Annotated in this window: 10 protein-coding genes, 1 tRNA gene and 3 pseudogenes; 5 read left to right on the forward strand and 9 right to left on the reverse strand. The window is 70.2% G+C overall.

The window, feature by feature from the left end:
- Positions 1–595: 595 nt before the first annotated feature.
- The 4 genes and pseudogenes from ACIOKD_RS29985 to ACIOKD_RS30000 form a co-directional block, all read left to right on the forward strand.
- Positions 596–877 (forward strand): annotated as a pseudogene (locus ACIOKD_RS29985) (transposase); the annotation flags it as partial.
- A gap of 149 nt (positions 878–1,026) precedes the next feature.
- A pseudogene (locus ACIOKD_RS29990) lies at positions 1,027–1,146 on the forward strand (IS5/IS1182 family transposase); the annotation flags it as partial.
- 221 nt (positions 1,147–1,367) lie between these two features.
- Positions 1,368–1,982, forward strand: coding sequence for an RNA polymerase sigma factor (locus ACIOKD_RS29995; RefSeq protein ID WP_402090182.1), 615 nt, complete (start codon positions 1,368–1,370; stop codon positions 1,980–1,982).
- The gene (locus ACIOKD_RS30000) at positions 1,979–2,896 is read left to right on the forward strand and encodes a CU044_5270 family protein (RefSeq protein ID WP_402090184.1); all 918 of its coding nucleotides are present in this window, start codon (positions 1,979–1,981) and stop codon (positions 2,894–2,896) included. The genes ACIOKD_RS29995 and ACIOKD_RS30000 overlap by 4 nt, the downstream gene beginning before the upstream one ends.
- A 227-nt stretch (positions 2,897–3,123) precedes the next feature.
- Here the strand turns inward: ACIOKD_RS30000 and ACIOKD_RS30005 are convergent.
- Positions 3,124–3,582: pseudogene (locus tag ACIOKD_RS30005) on the reverse strand (transposase); the annotation flags it as partial.
- 71 nt (positions 3,583–3,653) lie between these two features.
- Here ACIOKD_RS30005 and ACIOKD_RS30010 point away from each other — a divergent pair.
- The gene (locus ACIOKD_RS30010; protein WP_402090186.1) at positions 3,654–3,986 is read left to right on the forward strand and encodes an ATP-binding cassette domain-containing protein; all 333 of its coding nucleotides are present in this window, start codon (positions 3,654–3,656) and stop codon (positions 3,984–3,986) included.
- 69 nt (positions 3,987–4,055) lie between these two features.
- Here ACIOKD_RS30010 and ACIOKD_RS30015 read toward each other — a convergent pair.
- From ACIOKD_RS30015 to ACIOKD_RS30050, 8 genes are all read right to left on the reverse strand, one after another.
- Positions 4,056–4,129: transfer RNA gene (locus ACIOKD_RS30015), tRNA-Thr, on the reverse strand.
- Between the two features lie 135 nt (positions 4,130–4,264).
- Positions 4,265–5,866 (reverse strand): alpha/beta hydrolase, encoded by a 1,602-nt coding sequence (locus ACIOKD_RS30020; RefSeq protein ID WP_402090188.1) that lies wholly within the window; start codon positions 5,864–5,866, stop codon positions 4,265–4,267.
- Positions 5,867–6,128: 262 nt separating this feature from the next.
- A complete protein-coding gene (locus tag ACIOKD_RS30025; RefSeq protein WP_402090190.1) occupies positions 6,129–7,334 on the reverse strand; it encodes a DNA polymerase III subunit delta' in 1,206 nt (401 codons plus the stop codon).
- A gap of 279 nt (positions 7,335–7,613) precedes the next feature.
- Positions 7,614–11,093, reverse strand: coding sequence for a dTMP kinase (tmk, locus tag ACIOKD_RS30030; RefSeq protein WP_402090192.1), 3,480 nt, complete (start codon positions 11,091–11,093; stop codon positions 7,614–7,616).
- A gap of 212 nt (positions 11,094–11,305) precedes the next feature.
- Positions 11,306–14,146 (reverse strand): type I DNA topoisomerase, encoded by a 2,841-nt coding sequence (gene topA / locus ACIOKD_RS30035; protein ID WP_402090194.1) that lies wholly within the window; start codon positions 14,144–14,146, stop codon positions 11,306–11,308.
- Positions 14,147–14,560: 414 nt separating this feature from the next.
- Positions 14,561–14,758: a hypothetical protein gene (locus ACIOKD_RS30040; RefSeq protein ID WP_402090196.1), complete on the reverse strand. Its 198-nt coding sequence runs from the start codon at positions 14,756–14,758 to the stop codon at positions 14,561–14,563.
- 543 nt (positions 14,759–15,301) lie between these two features.
- Positions 15,302–16,822, reverse strand: coding sequence for a methyltransferase (locus tag ACIOKD_RS30045; protein ID WP_402090198.1), 1,521 nt, complete (start codon positions 16,820–16,822; stop codon positions 15,302–15,304).
- 366 nt (positions 16,823–17,188) lie between these two features.
- Positions 17,189–17,782: a small secreted protein gene (locus ACIOKD_RS30050; RefSeq protein WP_402090200.1), complete on the reverse strand. Its 594-nt coding sequence runs from the start codon at positions 17,780–17,782 to the stop codon at positions 17,189–17,191.
- Positions 17,783–18,078 lie beyond the last annotated feature (296 nt).

The following is an 18,078-nucleotide window of genomic DNA, read 5'->3' on the forward strand; positions in this document are numbered from 1 at the left end:
TTGGTCGTATTCATCGCGCTGTACTTCAGTAACCGCAGACGGCAACGCCAGTAACAGCCAGATGAAAATGAGCCCGCCATAAGACGCGCAGGCAAGTGGGCTCAAACATGACCGGCTGCCCCGTGCGACGGGGCAGCCGGTCGTCACTGAAAGCGGCTAACACCACAGAAGCCCATAAGAGTTCCGCCCGATCGGTGGTAGATCGTGACTAACTCCAATAAGATTCAAGTCACCCTATGGGTGATCATAATAGCGGCTGGAATTATTGTTGGCATTTTTACCGTTGATTAGAACCGGGCTGGAGTAGCGGCGACCCCGTCAACCGCATCAGCCCCGCACACCTCTTGAGTCTCCCCGATATCGGCGAAGCCATCGGAGGAACAGCCGGTGGGGTCCTGGGAGTAGCTGCTACGGCAGCTCTGTGTTCCACCGGTGTCGGCTGCATCGCTGTCGGCATCGGCTTCGGCGCCCCAACCTCGCGCTTTCACGAGGTGGACTGTCCAAGAATTGATCAGAAAAACGGAAAGTGCCCTTGCCCCGCAGCGATAGGACTTGCTGAGAGTCCTGTTGGCTGCAAGGAAAGAGCACTTTCCAGGTGAGAGAGCCTCTCTCGTCGTACCCACGTGTCCGTGTCCGGGGAGACGGTCGGCAGGTGCTCTCGCAGGCCGGTGCGGTCCCGCTGCTGGAGACGGTCCGCAAGACGGGTTGTGACCAGGCGATATCCGCAGCTCTGACTCCGTGGCGCAAACCGCGGGCCGTTTACGATCCCGGCAAGATCCTCCTGGACGTCGCTCTGGCGGTCGCACTGGGCGGTGACTGCCTAGCGGATGTCGCGATGCTGCGGCGTGAGCCAGCCGTCTTCGGCCCGGTGTCGGCGTACGACCTAAGCTGGCTCTGGCAAGATTTTCGTAGCTGGAGATCATCTCGGCGTGAGGGTCGGCCGGTCCGCATCACGGCGGCGTAGGTGTGCGATCAGTACGACGCGATGGCGGAGGAGTGGGACGCCTGCGCGTCCGGCCATGAGGGTCTTGGTCTTGGATCATGCGGGCCAGACGGCACTGCCGCGACCACGAGCGCCTCCCCGAGATGAACGAGTCGCTGATCACGTGGGCGGCAATCACCCTGATGACACGACGGCTCACCCGACGCAAGGCCCGTCCCGCCGTCCGGTGCGCCGTCAGCCCGCATTATCTGCCGCAGGCGGCCCAAACTGGGCCAAACCCGCAGTCATTCAGCATCTTCCCGCCTGTGCCGACTGCTTGAGTCCGGCGCCGACCGCATGCCGCTCTGACCTCCACGAGGTATGTCGGCGAAGACCGACCCCCTGTGACGTGAGTCACTGGAACCGCCCTTCGCCGTACGGACAGATGGAAGGTGTGGATACGACTCTGCGGAAACGCATCAGCACGGGGGATCACGGCGCTTTCGGTGAGCTCTTCGACGCGTACGCACGCTCCGTCTACAACCATGCTTTCCGGCTTACGGGGAACTGGACGCAGGCCCAAGATGTCGTGTCGCTGACCTTCCTGGACGCCTGGCGCCTGCGCGAGAAGGTCAATGAGGAAGGCGGTTCGCTGCGGCCCTGGCTGCTCGGCATCGCCACCAACGTCACGCGCAACACGCGCCGGGCGGCGCGAAGACACGCGGCCGCCGTCGCGCGACTTCCCCGGGGCGAGATCGAGCGTGACTTCGCCGACGAGATCGCCGGGCGTCTCGATGACTCGGCACAGCTGGCTCTCGTACGGACGGCACTGTCCGAGCTTCGCAGGGCCGATCGGGAAGTACTGGCCCTCTGCGTCTGGGCGGGGCTCGACTACGCGGCGGCGGCCGAGGCGCTCAGGGTGCCTGTCGGAACCGTGCGATCGCGGCTCTCCCGTGCAAGAACAAAACTCGCGAAACATGTGGAACCGCTTTCCGGACACGGACAGATGAGAGGTGACCGCGCTACTGCGGTCAGGCCCATCAAGGAGGGAAACCGATGACCGAGCTTCCCGAGAAAAGCCTTCCTCCGGGCCGTCACGAACTCCTCAAGGAGCATCTGATGACCGAGATCCGGCAGACCGAGGCGCCCGCGCAGAGTTCTGGACGCGGGAAGTGGATGCGGCCCGGGTTCGCCGCGGCGGCCGTCGCCACCGCGGCCGCTGTCACCTTCGTGCTCCTCCCGTCGTCCGACGGGGGCGCAAGCGCGCAACCGCCGACAAAGGAGGCTGTGGCGTTGCTGGAGGACATCGCGTTGGCCGCCGAGCGCGCGAAGGTGCCCCATGGCATCCGTGACGACCAGTTCGTGTACGTCGAGAGCAGGGTGGGCTACACCACGCACGAGGAGGGCAAGAAGGCGAAACTGGATCCCCTTCACAAGCGGGAGGTCTGGCTGTCGGTGGATGGGCTGCACACGGGGCTGCTCCGCGAGCCTGACTACGGTTTCGCCGACGAGGAGGCACTGAAGCCCGAGCCGCTCTACGAGGCCTCCACCAACTACCGGAATCTGGAAACCCTGCCGACCGATCCCGACAAGATGCTGAAGTGGCTCCACCGGGTCAGCGACGGGGGCGAGAGCGAGGACCAGAACACCTTCGTGCAGGTCGGTAATCTGTCATTCGAAGGGCTGATGCCGCCCGCTCAGAGCGCAGCTCTCTACCGCGCGGCAGCCAGAATTCCCGGGGTCGTCGTCATTTCGGACGTGGTCGACGCGGCGGGACGGCACGGCGTGGCCGTCGCGCGCGTGAACGATGGCGAGCGCCAGGAGCTGATCTTCGACAAGGAGACGAAGCAATTCCTGGGGGAGCGCGTCGTCGCTGTTCAAGACCTCCCCGACGGGCAGAAGAAGGGCGAACTCACCGGGTCCAGCGCGGTCATCGAGCGAACTGTCGTCGACAAGCCGGGCCAGCGTCCTTAGGAGGGCGAGAAAGCCTCGCCCGGATGAGCACCTAAGCCTTGCCGAACCAGGAGCATGAAGCCCGGTGACAGCGGCTTGACGAAGGACACCGTGGTGCCCTGGCCGGCAGGAAGCGGCCGGGGCGCCACGCGTACGGTGGCCGTAAGCCCCACATTCCAGCCCGACGGCCCTGGCTACAGGTTGATGAAACGAAAGGTTCAGAAACAGTTTCTAAGCTTGTTCTTCATCTACCAGGACCTGCCAGGCTTGCCGATGGCCTTGAGGGTCTCGGAGCGTTTGACGGTCTTGCCGACGTCGTAGCGGGGGGCCCGGTATTGGTTCTTGGCGCCAGGTGGTCGTCCGGGGCCTGCACCTCGTGGTTTGGGAACACGGGTCGGGCAGGCGAGGTGAGCGCGGATGTTCCTGAACCCCCGGCGGACCCGGACAGGGGTGAGCCGGTCGGAAGTGGCGGGTTTCTCCCAGGGTCGGCGGAGATCCTCGGCGAGAGGCCGGACGAGCCGGAGCTGCGTGTGAGCGACGATCAGGATCCAGGTCCAGCGGTCCGCTGCCTCGGGAGTACGGAGCTTTGGAGTGGTCCAGCCGAGGGTCTGCTTCGCGAAGCGGAAGGTGTGCTCCAGGTCGAAGCGGCGGAGAAATGCCTGCCAGAAGCGGTCCACGTCATCCGGAGTGACGCCGGTCTTGGAGGACTCGTACTGGCCGCGTCAGCTCAGGACGGGACGGAGTCGTCGGCTACGGGGCACAACTCTTCCGTACCGGAATGTACTTGGACCACTGGGCGGACTTCATCGACGAAGCCGGCGGACACCGCATCGACCGCGGCCCCCAGGCGCCAGCCGCCCCCACCGTCGTACGCGCCGAGAACATCACCTTCCAGTACCCGAGCGCCGACCGCCCCGCCCTCGACGACGTATCCCTTGAGGTTCGGCGCGGCGAAGTCGTCGCGCTGGTGGGCGAGAACGGCCCAGGCATGACCACGCTCAGCAAGATTTTCTCGGCTCTGTACCTGCCCGATCGCCACTGCACGCCGTTTGCACGTTTGGCCACCGGTCGGCCACCGGCGCCTACGGCGGCGGCTCCCGGACCGGGCTGATGTCGCGCCATAAGGCAAAGGGCAGAGAAAAACCCCAGGTCACGGCGAGTGAGTCCTGGGGTTCCTCAGAGCCGCCTTCGGGATTCGAACCCGAGACCTACGCATTACGAGTGCGTTGCTCTGGCCATCTGAGCTAAGGCGGCGCGCTGCCAGAACTATGGTGCGATCGGCAACGTCAGCAAGTCTACACAGTTTCCGAGGGTGCTCCGCACCTGCCCTGGAGGGACCCCCGGCGGGCTCGCCGACGGACCGGCAGCGGACCGGCAGCGGACCGGTGATCAGGTCGCCGAGCAGCGCTTTCCCTTCTGCGGAGGGGTTCCTTCGAGCAGGTACTGATTGATTGCGGAGTCGATGCAGGCGCTGCCGCGGCCGTACGCCGTGTGGCCGTCGCCGTCGTAGGTCAGGAGTGCTCCGGAGGAGAGCTGGGTGGCGAGGGCCTGCGCCCACGGGTAGGGGGTCGCGGGATCCCGGACCGTGCCGACGACGATGATGGGCGCGGCGCCCTTCGCCTCGATGCGGTGCGGCTCGCCGGTCGGCTTCACCGGCCAGTAGGCGCAGTTCAGCGAGGCCCAGGCGAGGCCCTCACCGAACACCGGCGAGGCCTTCTCGAAGTCGGGGACGCCCTTCTCGACCGCCTCGGGGGAGGTGAAGGCCGCGGGCAGGTCCAGGCAGTTGACCGCCGCGTTGGCGGACATCAGGTTGGCGTACGTACCGTCCGCCTCGCGCTCGTAGTAGCTGTCGGACAGGACGAGCAGGCCGGCGCCGTCCTTGTCCTGCATGGCCGTGGTGAGGGCCTCGCGCAGTTGCGGCCAGGCCCCCTCGTCGTACATCGCGGCGATGACACCGGTCGTGGCCAGCGCCTCGCCCAGCTTGCGGCCGTCCGCGTCGCCCGCGTCGATGGGAGCGGAGTCCAGTTGCCGGAAGAATGCCTTCAGGTTCTTGCCGACCTGCTCCGGCGACGTGCCCTTCCCGCCCAGCGGGCAGTCCGACTCCCCCACGCAGTCCTTCGCGAAGGACCGGAAGGCCGTCTCGAAGCCGGCCGTCTGGTCCCGGTTCAGTTGCCGCGCGGGCAAGGACGGGTCCATCGCGCCGTCCAGAACCAGCCGGCCGACGCGCTCCGGATACAGGCCCGCATAGGTAGCCCCGAGGAACGTGCCGTAGGAGGCACCCACGTACGTCAGCTTCTCGTCGCCCAGCGCGGCCCGTACGAGATCCATGTCGCGGGCCGCCTCGACCGTGGACACATGGCGCAGCAGGCTCGCCGAGCGCTGTCCGCAGGCTGCGGCGAACTCCTTGTAGGCGTCGACCAGTTCACCGGTCTCGCGCGCGTTGTCGGGGGTCGTGTCCGTCTGCGTGTACGCGTCCATCCGGCGCCCGGTGAGGCATTCGACGGGCTCGCTGCGTGCGACGCCCCGCGGATCCACCGCCACCATGTCGTAGCGGGCGCGCACCTTCGCCGGGTAGCCGATCCCCGCGTACGACTGGAGGTAGTCGACCGCCGATCCGCCCGGCCCTCCCGGGTTGACGAGCAGCGAGCCGATCCGCTTGCCCGGCCCCGTGGCCTTCTTGCGGGCCACGGCCAGCCGGATGTCGCCCTTGGTCGGCTCGGCGTAGTCGAGCGGGGCCTTCAGCGTGCCGCACTCGAAGCCGGCGACACCGCAGGCCCGCCAGTCCGGCCGCTGCGCGTAGTACGGGGACAGCGCGGACGGGGTGGCCTCGGGCAGCGCGTGCAACGCCACCGACCCGGCCGGGCTCGCGGAGCGCGTCGAACTCCCCGCGGAGCAGGCGGGGACGAGGAGTCCGGCGACGGCGAACAGGGTGCCGTACGCGCGGAGGGATCGGTGGGCCCGGGATGCCCCGGGCCGGCGCCTGATGTACATCGACCGAGCGTAACCCTGTGCGACGGAATGATTGCCGAGAGTGGCGAACGTGCCTCGTACGAGTGACGCCATTAATTCTCCGTTTGATCGACCTGCGCCGGCCCGCAGCGTCAGCCGCCGGTGTCAGCCGTCGGTGTCAGTCGCCGGCATCAGCCGCCGGTGTCAGTCGTCAGCGTCAGCCCGTCGCGGTCGGTGCTCAACGCCGCCAGCCCGCCGCTTCAGCCCATTGCCGGGTCCGCGCAGCCCACTGTGCGGACCCGCGTCACCCCGCCCGCAACGCCATCGTCATGGCCTCCACCGCCAGCAGCGGCGCCACATTCCGGTCCAGGGCCACTCTGCACGCGGCGATCGCCTCTATCCGGCGCAGGGTCGCCTCGGGCGACGACCCCCTCGCCAGCCGGTCCAGCGCGTCCTGCATCTCCGTGTTGGCGAGAGCGAGATCCGTGCCGAACTGCAGGGCGAGCACATCGCGGTAGAAAGCCGTGAGGTCGATCAGGGCCAGGTCCAGGCTGTCGCGCTGCGTACGCGTCTTGCGGCGCTTCTGCTTGTCCTCCAGCTCCTTCATCGCACCCGCGGTGCCACGCGGCATACGGCCGCCCTGCCCCGCGCCGAGGGCCGTCTTCATGTCCTCGGTCTCCTTGACGTCGGTCTCCTCGGCGACCTGCTTGGCGTCTTCGGAGGCCGCGTCGATCAGCTCCTGGGCCGCTTTGAGGCAGGCGCCGACGTCGTCGACGCGCAGCGGCAGCTTGAGCACGGCGGCCCGGCGCGCGCGGGCCCGCTCGTCCGTGGCGAGTCGCCGGGCGCGCCCGATGTGACCCTGGGTCGCGCGGGCCACGGCGGAGGCGATGTCCGGCTCGATGCCGTCGCGGCGTACGAGGACATCGGCGACCGCGGCCACCGAGGGCGTCCGGAGCGTGAGGTGGCGGCACCGGGAGCGGATCGTGGGCAGCACGTCCTCCAGGGAGGGCGCGCACAGGAGCCAGACCGTACGGGGGGCGGGCTCTTCGACGGCCTTCAGCAGTACGTTGCCCGCGCCCTCGGTGAGGCGGTCGGCGTCCTCCATCACGATGACCTGCCACCGGCCGACCGCCGGGGACAGCTGGGCGCGGCGGACCAGGTCGCGCGTCTCCTTCACACCGATGGAGAGTAGGTCGGTGCGGATGATCTGCACGTCCGCGTGCGTCCCGATCAGGCTCGTGTGGCAACCGTCGCAGAATCCGCAGCCGGGGATCCCGCCGAGCGCGCGGTCGGGGCTGGTGCACTGCAGGGCCGCCGCGAAGGCACGCGCCGTGGTGGAGCGACCCGAACCGGGCGGACCCGTGAAGAGCCAGGCGTGCGTCATCTTCGAGGCCTCGGGCGACGGGGTCCGGGCCGCGACGGCGGTGACCTGGGCGTCGGCGTCCCGCGCGGCGGCCTCAAGCTGCCCGCTCACCTTCTCCTGGCCCACCAGGTCGTCCCATACGGTCATGGGGCGCCGCCCTTTCGTCGAACCTGCCGTCGCTGCCGCAGCCACTACCGCAACCGCTACCGTGCGCGTTGCCGCACGGGTGCCTGCCGCGTTCGTTGCCGCACGGGTGCCTGCCGCGTTCGTTGCCGCACGGGTGCCTGCCGCGTTCGTTGCCGCATGGGTGCCTGCCGCGTTCGTTGCCGCACGGGTGCCTGCCGCGTCCCATTGTGCGGGAGGGCACTGACAACGAGGCCCGAGGCCGACACCGCCCCGCCGCCGACGCCCCTGCCCTCGATGCCGTCAGCGCCGCCGGCGCCCGTTCCCCTCGTCCTGCTCGTCGTCCTCGCGCGGGCCCAGCAGCTCGTCGGCCAGCGTCGGCAGATCGTCCAGCGGGGTCTCCTCCGCCCAGTCCGAACGGGGGCGCCGCCTGGGCCTGCCCTCGGCATCGACCTGGGGCAACTCACGAGTGCCACCGTCGGAAGCCCCAGTCCCAGTCCCAGTCCCAGTCCCAGTCCCGGTCCCGGTTCCGGTTCCGGTTCCGGCCCCGGTTCCGGCCCCGGTTCCGTACCCGGGAGGCACCCGGTCCTCGGGCCCACGGCCACGCTCGTCCCGTACCGCACGCTCGTCCCGTACCGGGGGAAAAACCGCCGTCTCGTCCGCGGCGGGCTCCGGCCGGACCGGCGGCAGCACCGCGGTCTCATCGGCGGCGCCCTGCGGGGGCTGCGGCACCTGCGGCAGCACAGCCGTCTCGTCACCGGCCGAACCGTCGGCCGACCCGGGGCCGGGACCCTTCCCAGCGCCCGTCCCAGCGCCCTTCCCAGCGCCCGTCCCAGCGGTCGGGCGGGCATCCCGCGCCGGCACCGGAGGCAGGACCGCCGTCTCGTCGACCGGACCACCGGACGCGTTCGTGGGCGTCACCATGGGCGTCTGCACGGTGCTCTCGTTGTCCGGGCTCTCGTTGCCTGGGCTCTCGTTGTCCGGGCTAGCGTTGCCCGAACCACCCGCCACCTGACCGGACCCAGCCCTTCCGGAAGGCCCGGAAGGCCCGGAAGGCCCGGAAGGCCCGGAAGCCACAGGCGCGGCCCCCACAGAGGCGGACGACTCAGACGCGGACGACTCAGACGCAGCCGCGGACGCCGCAGCCGCAGCCCGTGCCGAAGCCGCCGCAGCCGCCGATGCGGTGGTGGCCGCCGCAGCCGCGGCCGCGGCCTCCGCCGCCCGCCGCGCCTCCTCGGCCCGGACCAGCGCCTCCTCGGCCTTCCGCTGCTTCTCCAGGCGCCGTTCCTCCGCCTCGGCCCGCAGCCGCGCCTCCTCCTCGGCCTGCTTGCGCCGGCGCTCCTCCTCGGCCGCGCGGGCCTTCTCCTCCGCGAGCTGCCGTGCCTTCTCCTGCTCGGCACGCACGCGTGCGGCCTCGGCGCGCTGCCGGGCCTCCTCGGCCTGCCGCTCGGCCTCGCGCCGCTGCGCCTCTTCCAGTTCGAGCCGCTTGCGCTCTTCCTCCTCCGCGCGCAGCCGGGCGAGCTGCTCCTGGCGCTCGCGCTCCAGCCGCTCCTCCTCGGCCTTGCGGGCGGCCTCTTCCTCGGCCTTGCGGCGCGCCTCTTCCTCGGCGGCCCTGCGCGCCTCCTCCTTGGCCTTGATCTCGGCTTCGGAGAGCGGCAGCACCACGTCGAGCCGGTGCCGGATCACGGTCGTGACGGCCTCGGGCTCCTGCCCGGCGTCGACGACCAGGTAGCGGCCGGGGTCGGCGGCGGCCAGCGTCAGGAAACCGGAGCGCACGCGCGCGTGGAACTCGGCGGGCTCCGACTCCAGCCGGTCCGGCGCCTCGGTGAACCGCTCGCGCGCGGTCTCCGGCGCCACGTCCAGCAGCACCGTCAGATGCGGTACGAGCCCGTCCGTGGCCCACCGGTTGATGCGGGAGACCTCGGTCGGGGACAGGTCGCGCCCCGCCCCCTGGTAGGCCACCGAGGAGTCGATGTACCGGTCCGACACCACGATCGCGCCCCGTTCGAGGGCGGGCCGGACCACGGTGTCCACGTGCTCCGCGCGGTCGGCGGCGTACAGCAGCGCCTCCGCGCGGTGCGAGAGGCCGGCCGACGACACGTCGAGCAGGATCGACCGCAGCCGCTTCCCGACGGGGGTGGCGCCGGGCTCGCGCGTCACCACGACCTCGTGTCCCTTGGCCCGGATCCACTCCGCGAGCGCCTCGGCCTGGGTGGACTTGCCGGCCCCGTCACCGCCCTCCAGGGCGATGAAGAACCCGGCGTCGGTGGGCGCCTGCACCGGGTCGTCCCCGCCGCGCAGCGCGTCCCGCAGATCGTGCCGCAGAGGTACTCCGGAGCGGTCGTCGGCCTTGGCGAGGACCAGTGCGGCGACCGGCAGGAGCAGCGCGCCGACCAGCATCAGCGTGAAGGCGGCGCCACCGTGCGCGAACACGAACTTGCCGTTCTCCAGACGGTGCGGACCGATGGCGGCCGCCACCAGCGGCGCCACCAGGACGCCCACGGCCACGAAGACCCGTACGAGTGCGTGCAGGTGTTCCGTCGTACGCGCGCGGCGGTAGTCCTCGGCCTCCTGGTCGAGCAGTGCGTGGCCGGTGTTGGCGGCGACGCCCGCGCCGATGCCCGCGAGGCCGACGATCAGGAGCACGGTGGTGACGTCCGGGACGAGTCCCGCGGCGAGCAGCGCGATTCCCGTGAAGGCGATCGCCAGGGCGAGCAGGCGCCGGCGCGACAGGGACGGCAGCAGCTTGGGCGCCGTACGGATGCCGACCACGACCCCGCCGGTCACGGCGAGCACCAGCAGCCCGAACGTCACCGGGCCGCCGCCCAGGTCCTTGGCGTGCAGCACGGCCACGGCGACGGCGGCCGCGACGGCCCCGGCGACGGCCGCGCAGGCGAGCACCAGGAGCGGGATGGCCCCCGTGCGGCCCTTGTCGATGCCCGAGCCCGTCCTGGGGCGGCGCAGCCCTTCCAGCGGCGACCGCGCGCGCGGGGTCCGCACGTCGGGCACTTCGAGGAAGGTGAGTACCGACAGGGACGCGGCGAACAGGCCCGCGGAGACGTACGAGGCGAGCGCCGCCTGATGCTGGTCGAACCACGCGAGTCCGGCACCCAGCAGGTTGTTGAGGAGTCCGGCGACGACGAGCGTCGCCGCCGCGAGGGGCGCCGCGACGAATCCCGTACGCAGGGCGAGGCGCCGCACGGCGTCCATGTGGTCCGGCAGCGGCCGTACCGTCGCACCCTCCAGGGGCGGCGCGGGCAGCAGCGCGGGCGCCGCGCTCTCGCGGCACACCGTCCAGAAACGCTCGGCGACCCCGATGACGAACGCCGTCACGAGGAGGACGGCCAGCGCGTTCTCCGGGGTCCAGTCGATCCACAGGGGCGCGATGATCAGCAGTACGGCCCGTACGCCGTCGGCGCCGACCATGGTCCAGCGGCGGTCGAGCGGGCCGTCCTGGGCGGTGAGGGAGGTGAGCGGGCCCAGAAGCACCGCTCCGAAGAGCAGCGTCGCGAGGATGCGTGCGCAGAAGACCGCCGACACGGCGAGGGCCACTCCGCGGTAGCCGCCTCCGAAGGAGCCGTCGGACACCGCCGCCTGCAGGGCGAGCAGGACCAGCACCAACAGGGCGAGCGCGTCACCGACGCCGCTCACCAACTGGGCGCTCCACAGCCGCCTCAGTTGCGGTACACGCAACAGCGCCCGGACGGCTCGCTCCCGTGAGTCCGCGACCAGGGAGTCGTCGGGGGCCGGAGTGTGGGCCGTTGGCTGCTCGGCTCGCGTCATCCTGCCAGCCTATCCGGACGCACCCGGTCCCCGGATAGGGCCCCGAACATGCGAACGCCCTCGACACCAAGTGGTGTCGGGGCGTTCGTTGCGGGAACCGAAGGTGAAAGATCCAGTCCACCTTCGGTCCGCCTCCGGACCGTCGCCGGACCGGTCTCCGACCGAGGGCGGAGAGCGGCTCAGTCCTTTGTGCGGCGTCTGTGAAGAACGGCTCAGTCCTCGGCAGTCGCCTTGGCAGCCGTGGCCTTCGCGGTCGTGCTCTTGGCGGTCGTCTTCTTCGCGGTGGTGGTCTTCTTTGCCGCCGTTTTCGTAGCAGCTGTCTTCTTTGCCGCTGTTTTCTTCGCGGGCGCCTTCTTGGCGGGGGCCTTCTTCGCCGCCTTCTTGGCCGTCTTCTTCGCCGGCCCCTTCGCCCGCTTCTCCGCGAGCAGCTCGAAGCCGCGCTCCGGAGTGATCTCCTCGACACTGTCGTCGGACCGCAGGGTCGCGTTGGTCTCGCCGTCGGTGACGTACGCGCCGAAACGGCCGTCCTTGACGACGACGGGCTGGCCGCTGACCGGGTCGTCGCCGAGTTCCTTCAGCGGCGGCTTGGCTGCCGCGCGGCCACGCTGCTTGGGCTGCGCGTAGATCGCGAGGGCTTCGTCGAGAGTGATCGTGAAGAGCTGGTCCTCGCTCGTCAGGGAGCGGGAGTCGGTGCCCTTCTTCAGGTACGGGCCGTAGCGGCCGTTCTGCGCGGTGATCTCCACGCCCTCGGCGTCCTTGCCGACCACGCGCGGCAGCGACATCAGCTTGAGCGCGTCCGCGAGCGTCACCGTGTCCAGGGACATCGACTTGAAGAGCGAGGCCGTACGCGGCTTCACGGCGTTCTTGCCGGTCTTCGGGGTGCCCTCGGGCAGCACCTCGGTGACGTACGGGCCGTAGCGGCCGTCACGCGCGATGATCTGGTGGCCCGACTCCGGGTCGGCGCCCAGCTCGAAGTCGCCGCTCGGCTTGGCGAGCAGTTCCTCGGCGAGCTCGACGGTCAGCTCGTCGGGTGCGAGGTCCTCCTGGACGTCGGCGCGCTGGTGGTTCTCGGAGTCCTTCTCACCGCGCTCGACGTACGGCCCGTAGCGGCCGACGCGCAGCATGATGTCGCTGCCGGCCACGGCGAACGACGAGATCTCGCGGGCGTCGATGGCACCGAGGTCGGTGACGAGCTCCTTGAGACCGCCGAGGTGGTCCCCGTCGCCGTTGCCCGCCTCCGCGGCGCCGGTCGCCTCGCCCTCGCCGAAGTAGAAGCGCCTGAGCCACGGGACGGACTGGGCCTCGCCCCGCGCGATGCGGTCGAGGTCGTCCTCCATCTTGGCCGTGAAGTCGTAGTCGACGAGCCGCCCGAAGTGCTTCTCCAGGAGGTTGACCACGGCGAAGGACAGGAAGGAGGGCACCAGGGCCGTCCCCTTCTTGAACACATAGCCGCGGTCGAGGATCGTGCCGAGGATCGACGCGTACGTCGACGGGCGGCCGATCTCGCGCTCCTCCAGCTCCTTGACCAGGCTGGCCTCGGTGTAACGGGCCGGGGGCTTGGTCGCGTGGCCGTCGACCGAGATCTCCTCGGCGGACAGCGGATCGCCCTCGTTGACCTGCGGAAGGCGTCGCTCACGGTCGTCCAGCTCGGCGTTCGGGTCGTCCGCGCCCTCGACGTACGCCTTGAGGAAGCCGTGGAAGGTGATCGTCTTGCCGGACGCGCTGAACTCGGCGTCCCGGCCGTCGGAGGCCCTGCCCGCGATCTTCACGGTGACGGAGTTGCCGACCGCGTCCTTCATCTGGGAGGCGACGGTCCGCTTCCAGATCAGCTCGTACAGCCGGAACTGGTCACCGGTCAGACCCGTCTCGGCCGGGGTGCGGAAACGGTCGCCCGAGGGGCGGATCGCCTCGTGCGCCTCCTGCGCGTTCTTGACCTTCCCGGCGTACGTACGCGGCTTGTCCGGCAGGTAGTTCGCGCCGTAGAGCTGCGTGACCTGAGCGCGGGCCGCGGTGATCGCGGTTGCCGAGAGGGTCGTGGAGTCCGTACGCATGTAGGTGATGAAGCCGTTCTCGTACAGCTTCTGCGCCACCTGCATCGTGGACTTCGCGCCGAAGCCGAGCTTGCGGCTCGCCTCCTGCTGGAGCGTGGTCGTACGGAACGGTGCGTACGGCGAGCGTCGGTACGGCTTCGACTCGACGGACCGTACGGAGAAGTTCGTGTTCTCCAGGGCGGCGGCCAGCGCGCGGGCGTTGACCTCGTCCAGGTGGAGGGTGTTCGCGCCCTTGATCCGACCGAGCGAGTCGAAGTCACGGCCCTGGGCGACACGCTTGCCGTCGACCGCGGTCAGCCGGGCGACCAGGTTCGACGGGTCGCTGCGGTCGCCGGCGCGGCCGGTGCCGAAGGTGCCGGTCAGGTCCCAGTACTCGGCGGAGCGGAAGGCCATGCGCTCGCGCTCCCGCTCGACGACGAGACGGGTCGCGACCGACTGGACACGGCCCGCCGACAGCCGCGGCATGACCTTCTTCCACAGGACCGGCGAGACCTCGTAGCCGTAGAGACGGTCGAGGATACGGCGGGTCTCCTGGGCGTCGACCATGCGCTGGTTGAGCTCACGCGGGTTTTCGACGGCGCTGCGGATCGCGTCCCTGGTGATCTCGTGGAAGACCATCCGGTGGACGGGGACCTTGGGCTTCAGGACCTCAAGAAGGTGCCACGCGATGGCCTCGCCCTCGCGGTCCTCATCGGTTGCGAGGAAGAGCTCGTCGGAATCCTTCAGCAGGTCCTTGAGCTTCTTTACCTGGGCCCTTTTGTCAGCGTTGACCACGTAGATCGGCTGGAAGTCGTTCTCGACGTCCACACCGAGCCGACGCACCTCGCCGGTGTATTTCTCGGGCACCTCCGCGGCGCCGTTGGGGAGGTCGCGGATGTGCCCGACACTCGCTTCGACGACGTATCCGGGGCCGAGATAGCCCTTGATCGTCTTCGCCTTGGCAGGCGACTCGACGATGACGAGTCGGCGGCCGCCGTGTGCGGTCTCGCTGGTCGGGGACAACTTCGCTCTTCTCTCCGGTCGACGCAGGGGGTCTCGCCCCAGGCCTTGAACCCGGGGGTCGGGTCATGCTGACGCTGCGGAGTGTGACGGTACATCCCGCCCCCCTGTCAAACGGGAAAAGCCCGCAACGGCCACTCGAACGGTAACCCGACTCCCGCCATTCCTGCCGCCCGGAGTACCGACCTGCCCTTTCCGAGACATCCGGAGCGTGACCTCTCAATTACCGGAGAGGGGAAGTTCGTACGGCTTCGATCTTGCCCGCGCCCGTCGCCGTACGGCGGTCACGGGACAGCGGAGACGGCGTTTCCCCTGCGGCGGGGCGGCGTTGCGCGGGCGGCGGGGCTGCAGCGCGCGGAGAGCGGGAGGGGTTGCCCGGAGAGCGGGGCCGACCGGCGCGTCGATGGCTGCCGGTGCTCAGAGGCGAGTGAAACACCACACGGCGAGGAGCACGGCAGCCGTCCCGGCGAAGCCCGCGACCGTCGCCGATGCGACGGGGCTCACCCCATGGGCGATGGGGGCGCGCTGCCGCAGCCGGACCGCGGTCCACAGCAGCAGTCCGCCTCCGAACAGGGCGAACACCGATCCCGTGAAGATCGCCGGTCCACTCTCCACGACTCGTCCCTCCGCCCTCGTATGTCCCCGGGTCCCGCCCTGGCGGGCCCTGGGTCTCGCCCTCGCGTGCTCCGGATCTCGCCTTCGCAGGCCCTGGGTCTCGCCTTGGCGTGCTCCGGATCTCGCCTTCGCGCGCTCCGGATCTCGCCTTGGCGTGCTCCGGATCTCGCCTTCGCGCGCTGCGGATATCGCCCTCGCACGCTCTGGTCGGGACGCTGGCACCTCCGGGAAGCCGGAATCCCAACCCGGGGTGAACGGGAGGCGGCCGGCTCCGTGCGCCCTGACGCGGGACGGCTCACCCCGCGACCCACACCGCTGCCGCACGACTGCCGCACGACTGCCGCATCGGGAGCCGACCGCCCGGAAGGGACCGGCCACCGCACGCACACGGAGCCGACCATGTCATCGGGTGGAGTCCGTCACACCGCGCCGGGCGCCGACATCTTTCCGCTCGTCTGCGCGCCGTCGGCACCGCGCACCCCGCACCCCGCTCTGATGAATCCCTGGTTCCGCGAGTACTTGTCGGCTCGCGGCGCCGCGATGTCACCGCGCCGCGGGCTCGATGAACCCCTGCTCGACCAGCAGCCGGATCTGGGCGGGCGTCCGGTCGCGCAGCAACACCGGATCCTCTCCGACCAGTTGGGCGATGGCGTCCAGGATGCTTCCCGCGCTCAGCGTGCCGTCGCAGACGCCCGCGAAACCCGCGCCGACCGTGTCCACCTTCGTGGCCCGCCGCATCCCGCGGTGCTGGCGCAGCACGACGTGCTCCGGGTCCTCGGCACCGGGCAGCCCGACCTGCTCCTGCACGACCTCGCCGACCAGCGTGAAGTGCGCCTCCAGCAGGGCCGCGTCGTCGTGTTCACGGAGATAGTCGACCCGCTCGAAATGCGCGCGCACGGTGTCACCGAGCGGCTGCTCGACGGAGTGCGGCCACTCCTCCAGGACGACCGAGGGCAGCTCCGCGTCCGACCTGCGCAGCGTGATCCAGCCGAAGCCGACGGCCTTCACCTCGCGCGCCTCGAACTCGTCCAGCCAGGCGTCGTACCGCGCCTGGTACTCCACGGGATCGGCGTGGTGGTCCCCCGCGTCGCGCAGCCACAGTTCGGCGTACTGCGTGACGTCCTGGACCTCGCGCTGCACGATCCACGCGTCGCAGCCGCGCGGCACCCAGGAGCGCAGCCGGTCCTGCCAGTCCTCGCCCTCCACGTGCTGCCAGTTGGCCAGGAACTGCGCGTATCCCCCTTCGTTCAGACGCTCCCCCGCCTCCTGAACGAGCGTGCGGCACAGATCGTCCCCGCCCATCCCGCCGTCGCGGTAGGTGAGCCGGGCGCCGGGGGAGATCACGAAGGGCGGGTTGGAGACGATGAGGTCGAACGTCTCGCCGGCCACCGGTTCGAAGAGAGAGCCCTCGCGCAGGTCGGCCGCCGGGGCCCCGGACAGCGCGAGCGTGAGCGCGGTGATGTGCAGCGCGCGGGGGTTGAGGTCGGTCGCGCTCACGCGCGTGGCGTGCTGTGCGACGTGCAGCGCCTGGATCCCGGAGCCGGTGCCGAGATCGAGCGCGGAGGCGGCGGGGGCACGCACGGTGATGCCCGCGAGGGTCGTGGACGCGCCGCCCACTCCCAGTACGACACCTTCGTCATGGCTGCCGATGCCGCCGGCCCCGCCGACCGCGCAGCCCAGGTCCGAGACGATGAACCAGTCCTCGCCGCCCGGTCCGCCGTACGGCCGTACGTCGACCGCCGCCGCGACCTCGTCCCCGCCGACGCGGAGCAGCCAACCGCCCTCCAGGCAGTCCTCCACCGGCAGAACGTCCGCCACGCGCGCGTGCGGCACGGGCTGCTGCAGCAGAAACAGCCGTACGAGCGCTTCCAGCGGGGAGTCGCCCCGGGTGGCCCGGAGCGCGGGCACGGTCTCACTGCGGGCCAGCGCCGCGTACGCGGGGGCGCCGAGCAGATCGAGCAGCCCGTCGGCGCTGAAGGAGGCGCTCAGGAGGGCGTCCCGCAGCCGTGCGGTGACGTCGGTGCGGTCGGACGAGGGCAGCGGTGCCAGGCTGGTGTTACTCACCCGCCCATTGTGACGCGCGAACGGCGCCGGGCGGCGGCCCGCCTCCCCGCGTCACCCACCTGACCGGACGCACGCCACAAGGCGTGCGCTACGGGGTACGGGGCCCGCGTACGTGGCCGCCGACGTGGCCCGCGCCACCGGATCCGCGTCACCGACCCGCGTTACGTGGTCCGCGTTACGTGACCTCTTTTACGTGACCCTCTTTACGTGGTCTGCGTTACGTGGTCTGCGTTACGTGGTCTGCGTTACGTGGTCTGCGTTACGTGGCCCTCTGCACGTGGTCCGCGTTATGCGATCCGCCGGAGCGGGAGCCCGCGCCGGAGGGCCTGAACGGCACCCCGGCGCCGGGCAGCGACTCCGCCGGGTTCAGCTCTTCGTCGCCGAAGCCGACGGGGACGCGCTCTTGCAGCTCTCCTGCTTGGCCATCGCCTTGCCCACGTCGCCCTCCTCAAGCTTCGCGAGGGCGTCGTTGCCGCTCTGGCTCAACTTGTCCAGCTGGGTGGCGATCCCCTTCAGACCGTCGGCGAACTTCGCCTGGTCCTTCGTGTCGAGGTCGTCGACCTGCTTCTTGAGGTCGCCGTACGACGCGGAGATGGTGTTGAGCTCCTTGACGGCGTCCGTCTTCTTCTTCTCGCCGCCCTCGACATCCGGCGCCCCGGCCTTGTTCACGGCGCTGCCGATCGCCTTGTAGGCATCGGACATGTCCTGGAAGGCCTGGGCGTCGGTCTTCTGGACGTCCGCCGGAGTGCTGTTGTCCGAGGTCTGCTTCTGGATGGCGGTGTTGGCGGCCGAGATCTTCTTGGCCTGCGGCTTCACCGCGTCGCAGACCTGCTTGGCCCAGGAGTTCAGCTTGTCGCTGTTGTCGTCACTGCCGCCGCATCCCGACAGCGCCAGTACCAGTACCGCACCGCCGGACAGCGCGGCCGCGAGCTTCTTGTTCACCGGGTTGGTCCCTTCCATGGCTCTCGGCCCCGGAACATACACGCCAATCGGGCGACACCATCGTGACGAACATCCGTTTAGACCCCTATTGAAGCCATTTGCACCAGGCGAGGGACGGGCGAGATAAGGCTCACGAAACAGGGCGTAGGCACAGGCGTACCGACATGCGTGCCGACAGGCATACGCACAGACGGGCGGGGGGGGGGGGGGGGGGGGGGGGGGCGCCCGCCCCCCCCCCGGGGGGGGGGCCCCCCCCCCCGGGGGGGCCGGGGGGGGGGGGGGGGGGGGCGGGGGGGGGGGCGGGGGCACGCCCA

The sequence above is a fragment of the Streptomyces sp. NPDC087844 genome (assembly GCF_044742785.1).
Taxonomy (GTDB): domain Bacteria; phylum Actinomycetota; class Actinomycetes; order Streptomycetales; family Streptomycetaceae; genus Streptomyces.

Coding starts and splice junctions, on each gene's coding strand:
- ACIOKD_RS30010 (WP_402090186.1), top strand. CDS start 3,654: ATGTACTTGGACCACTGGGCGGACTTCATCGACGAAGCCGGCGGACAC.
- tmk (WP_402090192.1), bottom strand. CDS start 11,093: ATGACGCGAGCCGAGCAGCCAACGGCCCACACTCCGGCCCCCGACGAC.
- ACIOKD_RS30050 (WP_402090200.1), bottom strand. CDS start 17,782: ATGGAAGGGACCAACCCGGTGAACAAGAAGCTCGCGGCCGCGCTGTCC.
- ACIOKD_RS30020 (WP_402090188.1), bottom strand. CDS start 5,866: ATGTACATCAGGCGCCGGCCCGGGGCATCCCGGGCCCACCGATCCCTC.
- ACIOKD_RS30000 (WP_402090184.1), top strand. CDS start 1,979: ATGACCGAGCTTCCCGAGAAAAGCCTTCCTCCGGGCCGTCACGAACTC.
- ACIOKD_RS30025 (WP_402090190.1), bottom strand. CDS start 7,334: ATGACCGTATGGGACGACCTGGTGGGCCAGGAGAAGGTGAGCGGGCAG.
- ACIOKD_RS29995 (WP_402090182.1), top strand. CDS start 1,368: ATGGAAGGTGTGGATACGACTCTGCGGAAACGCATCAGCACGGGGGAT.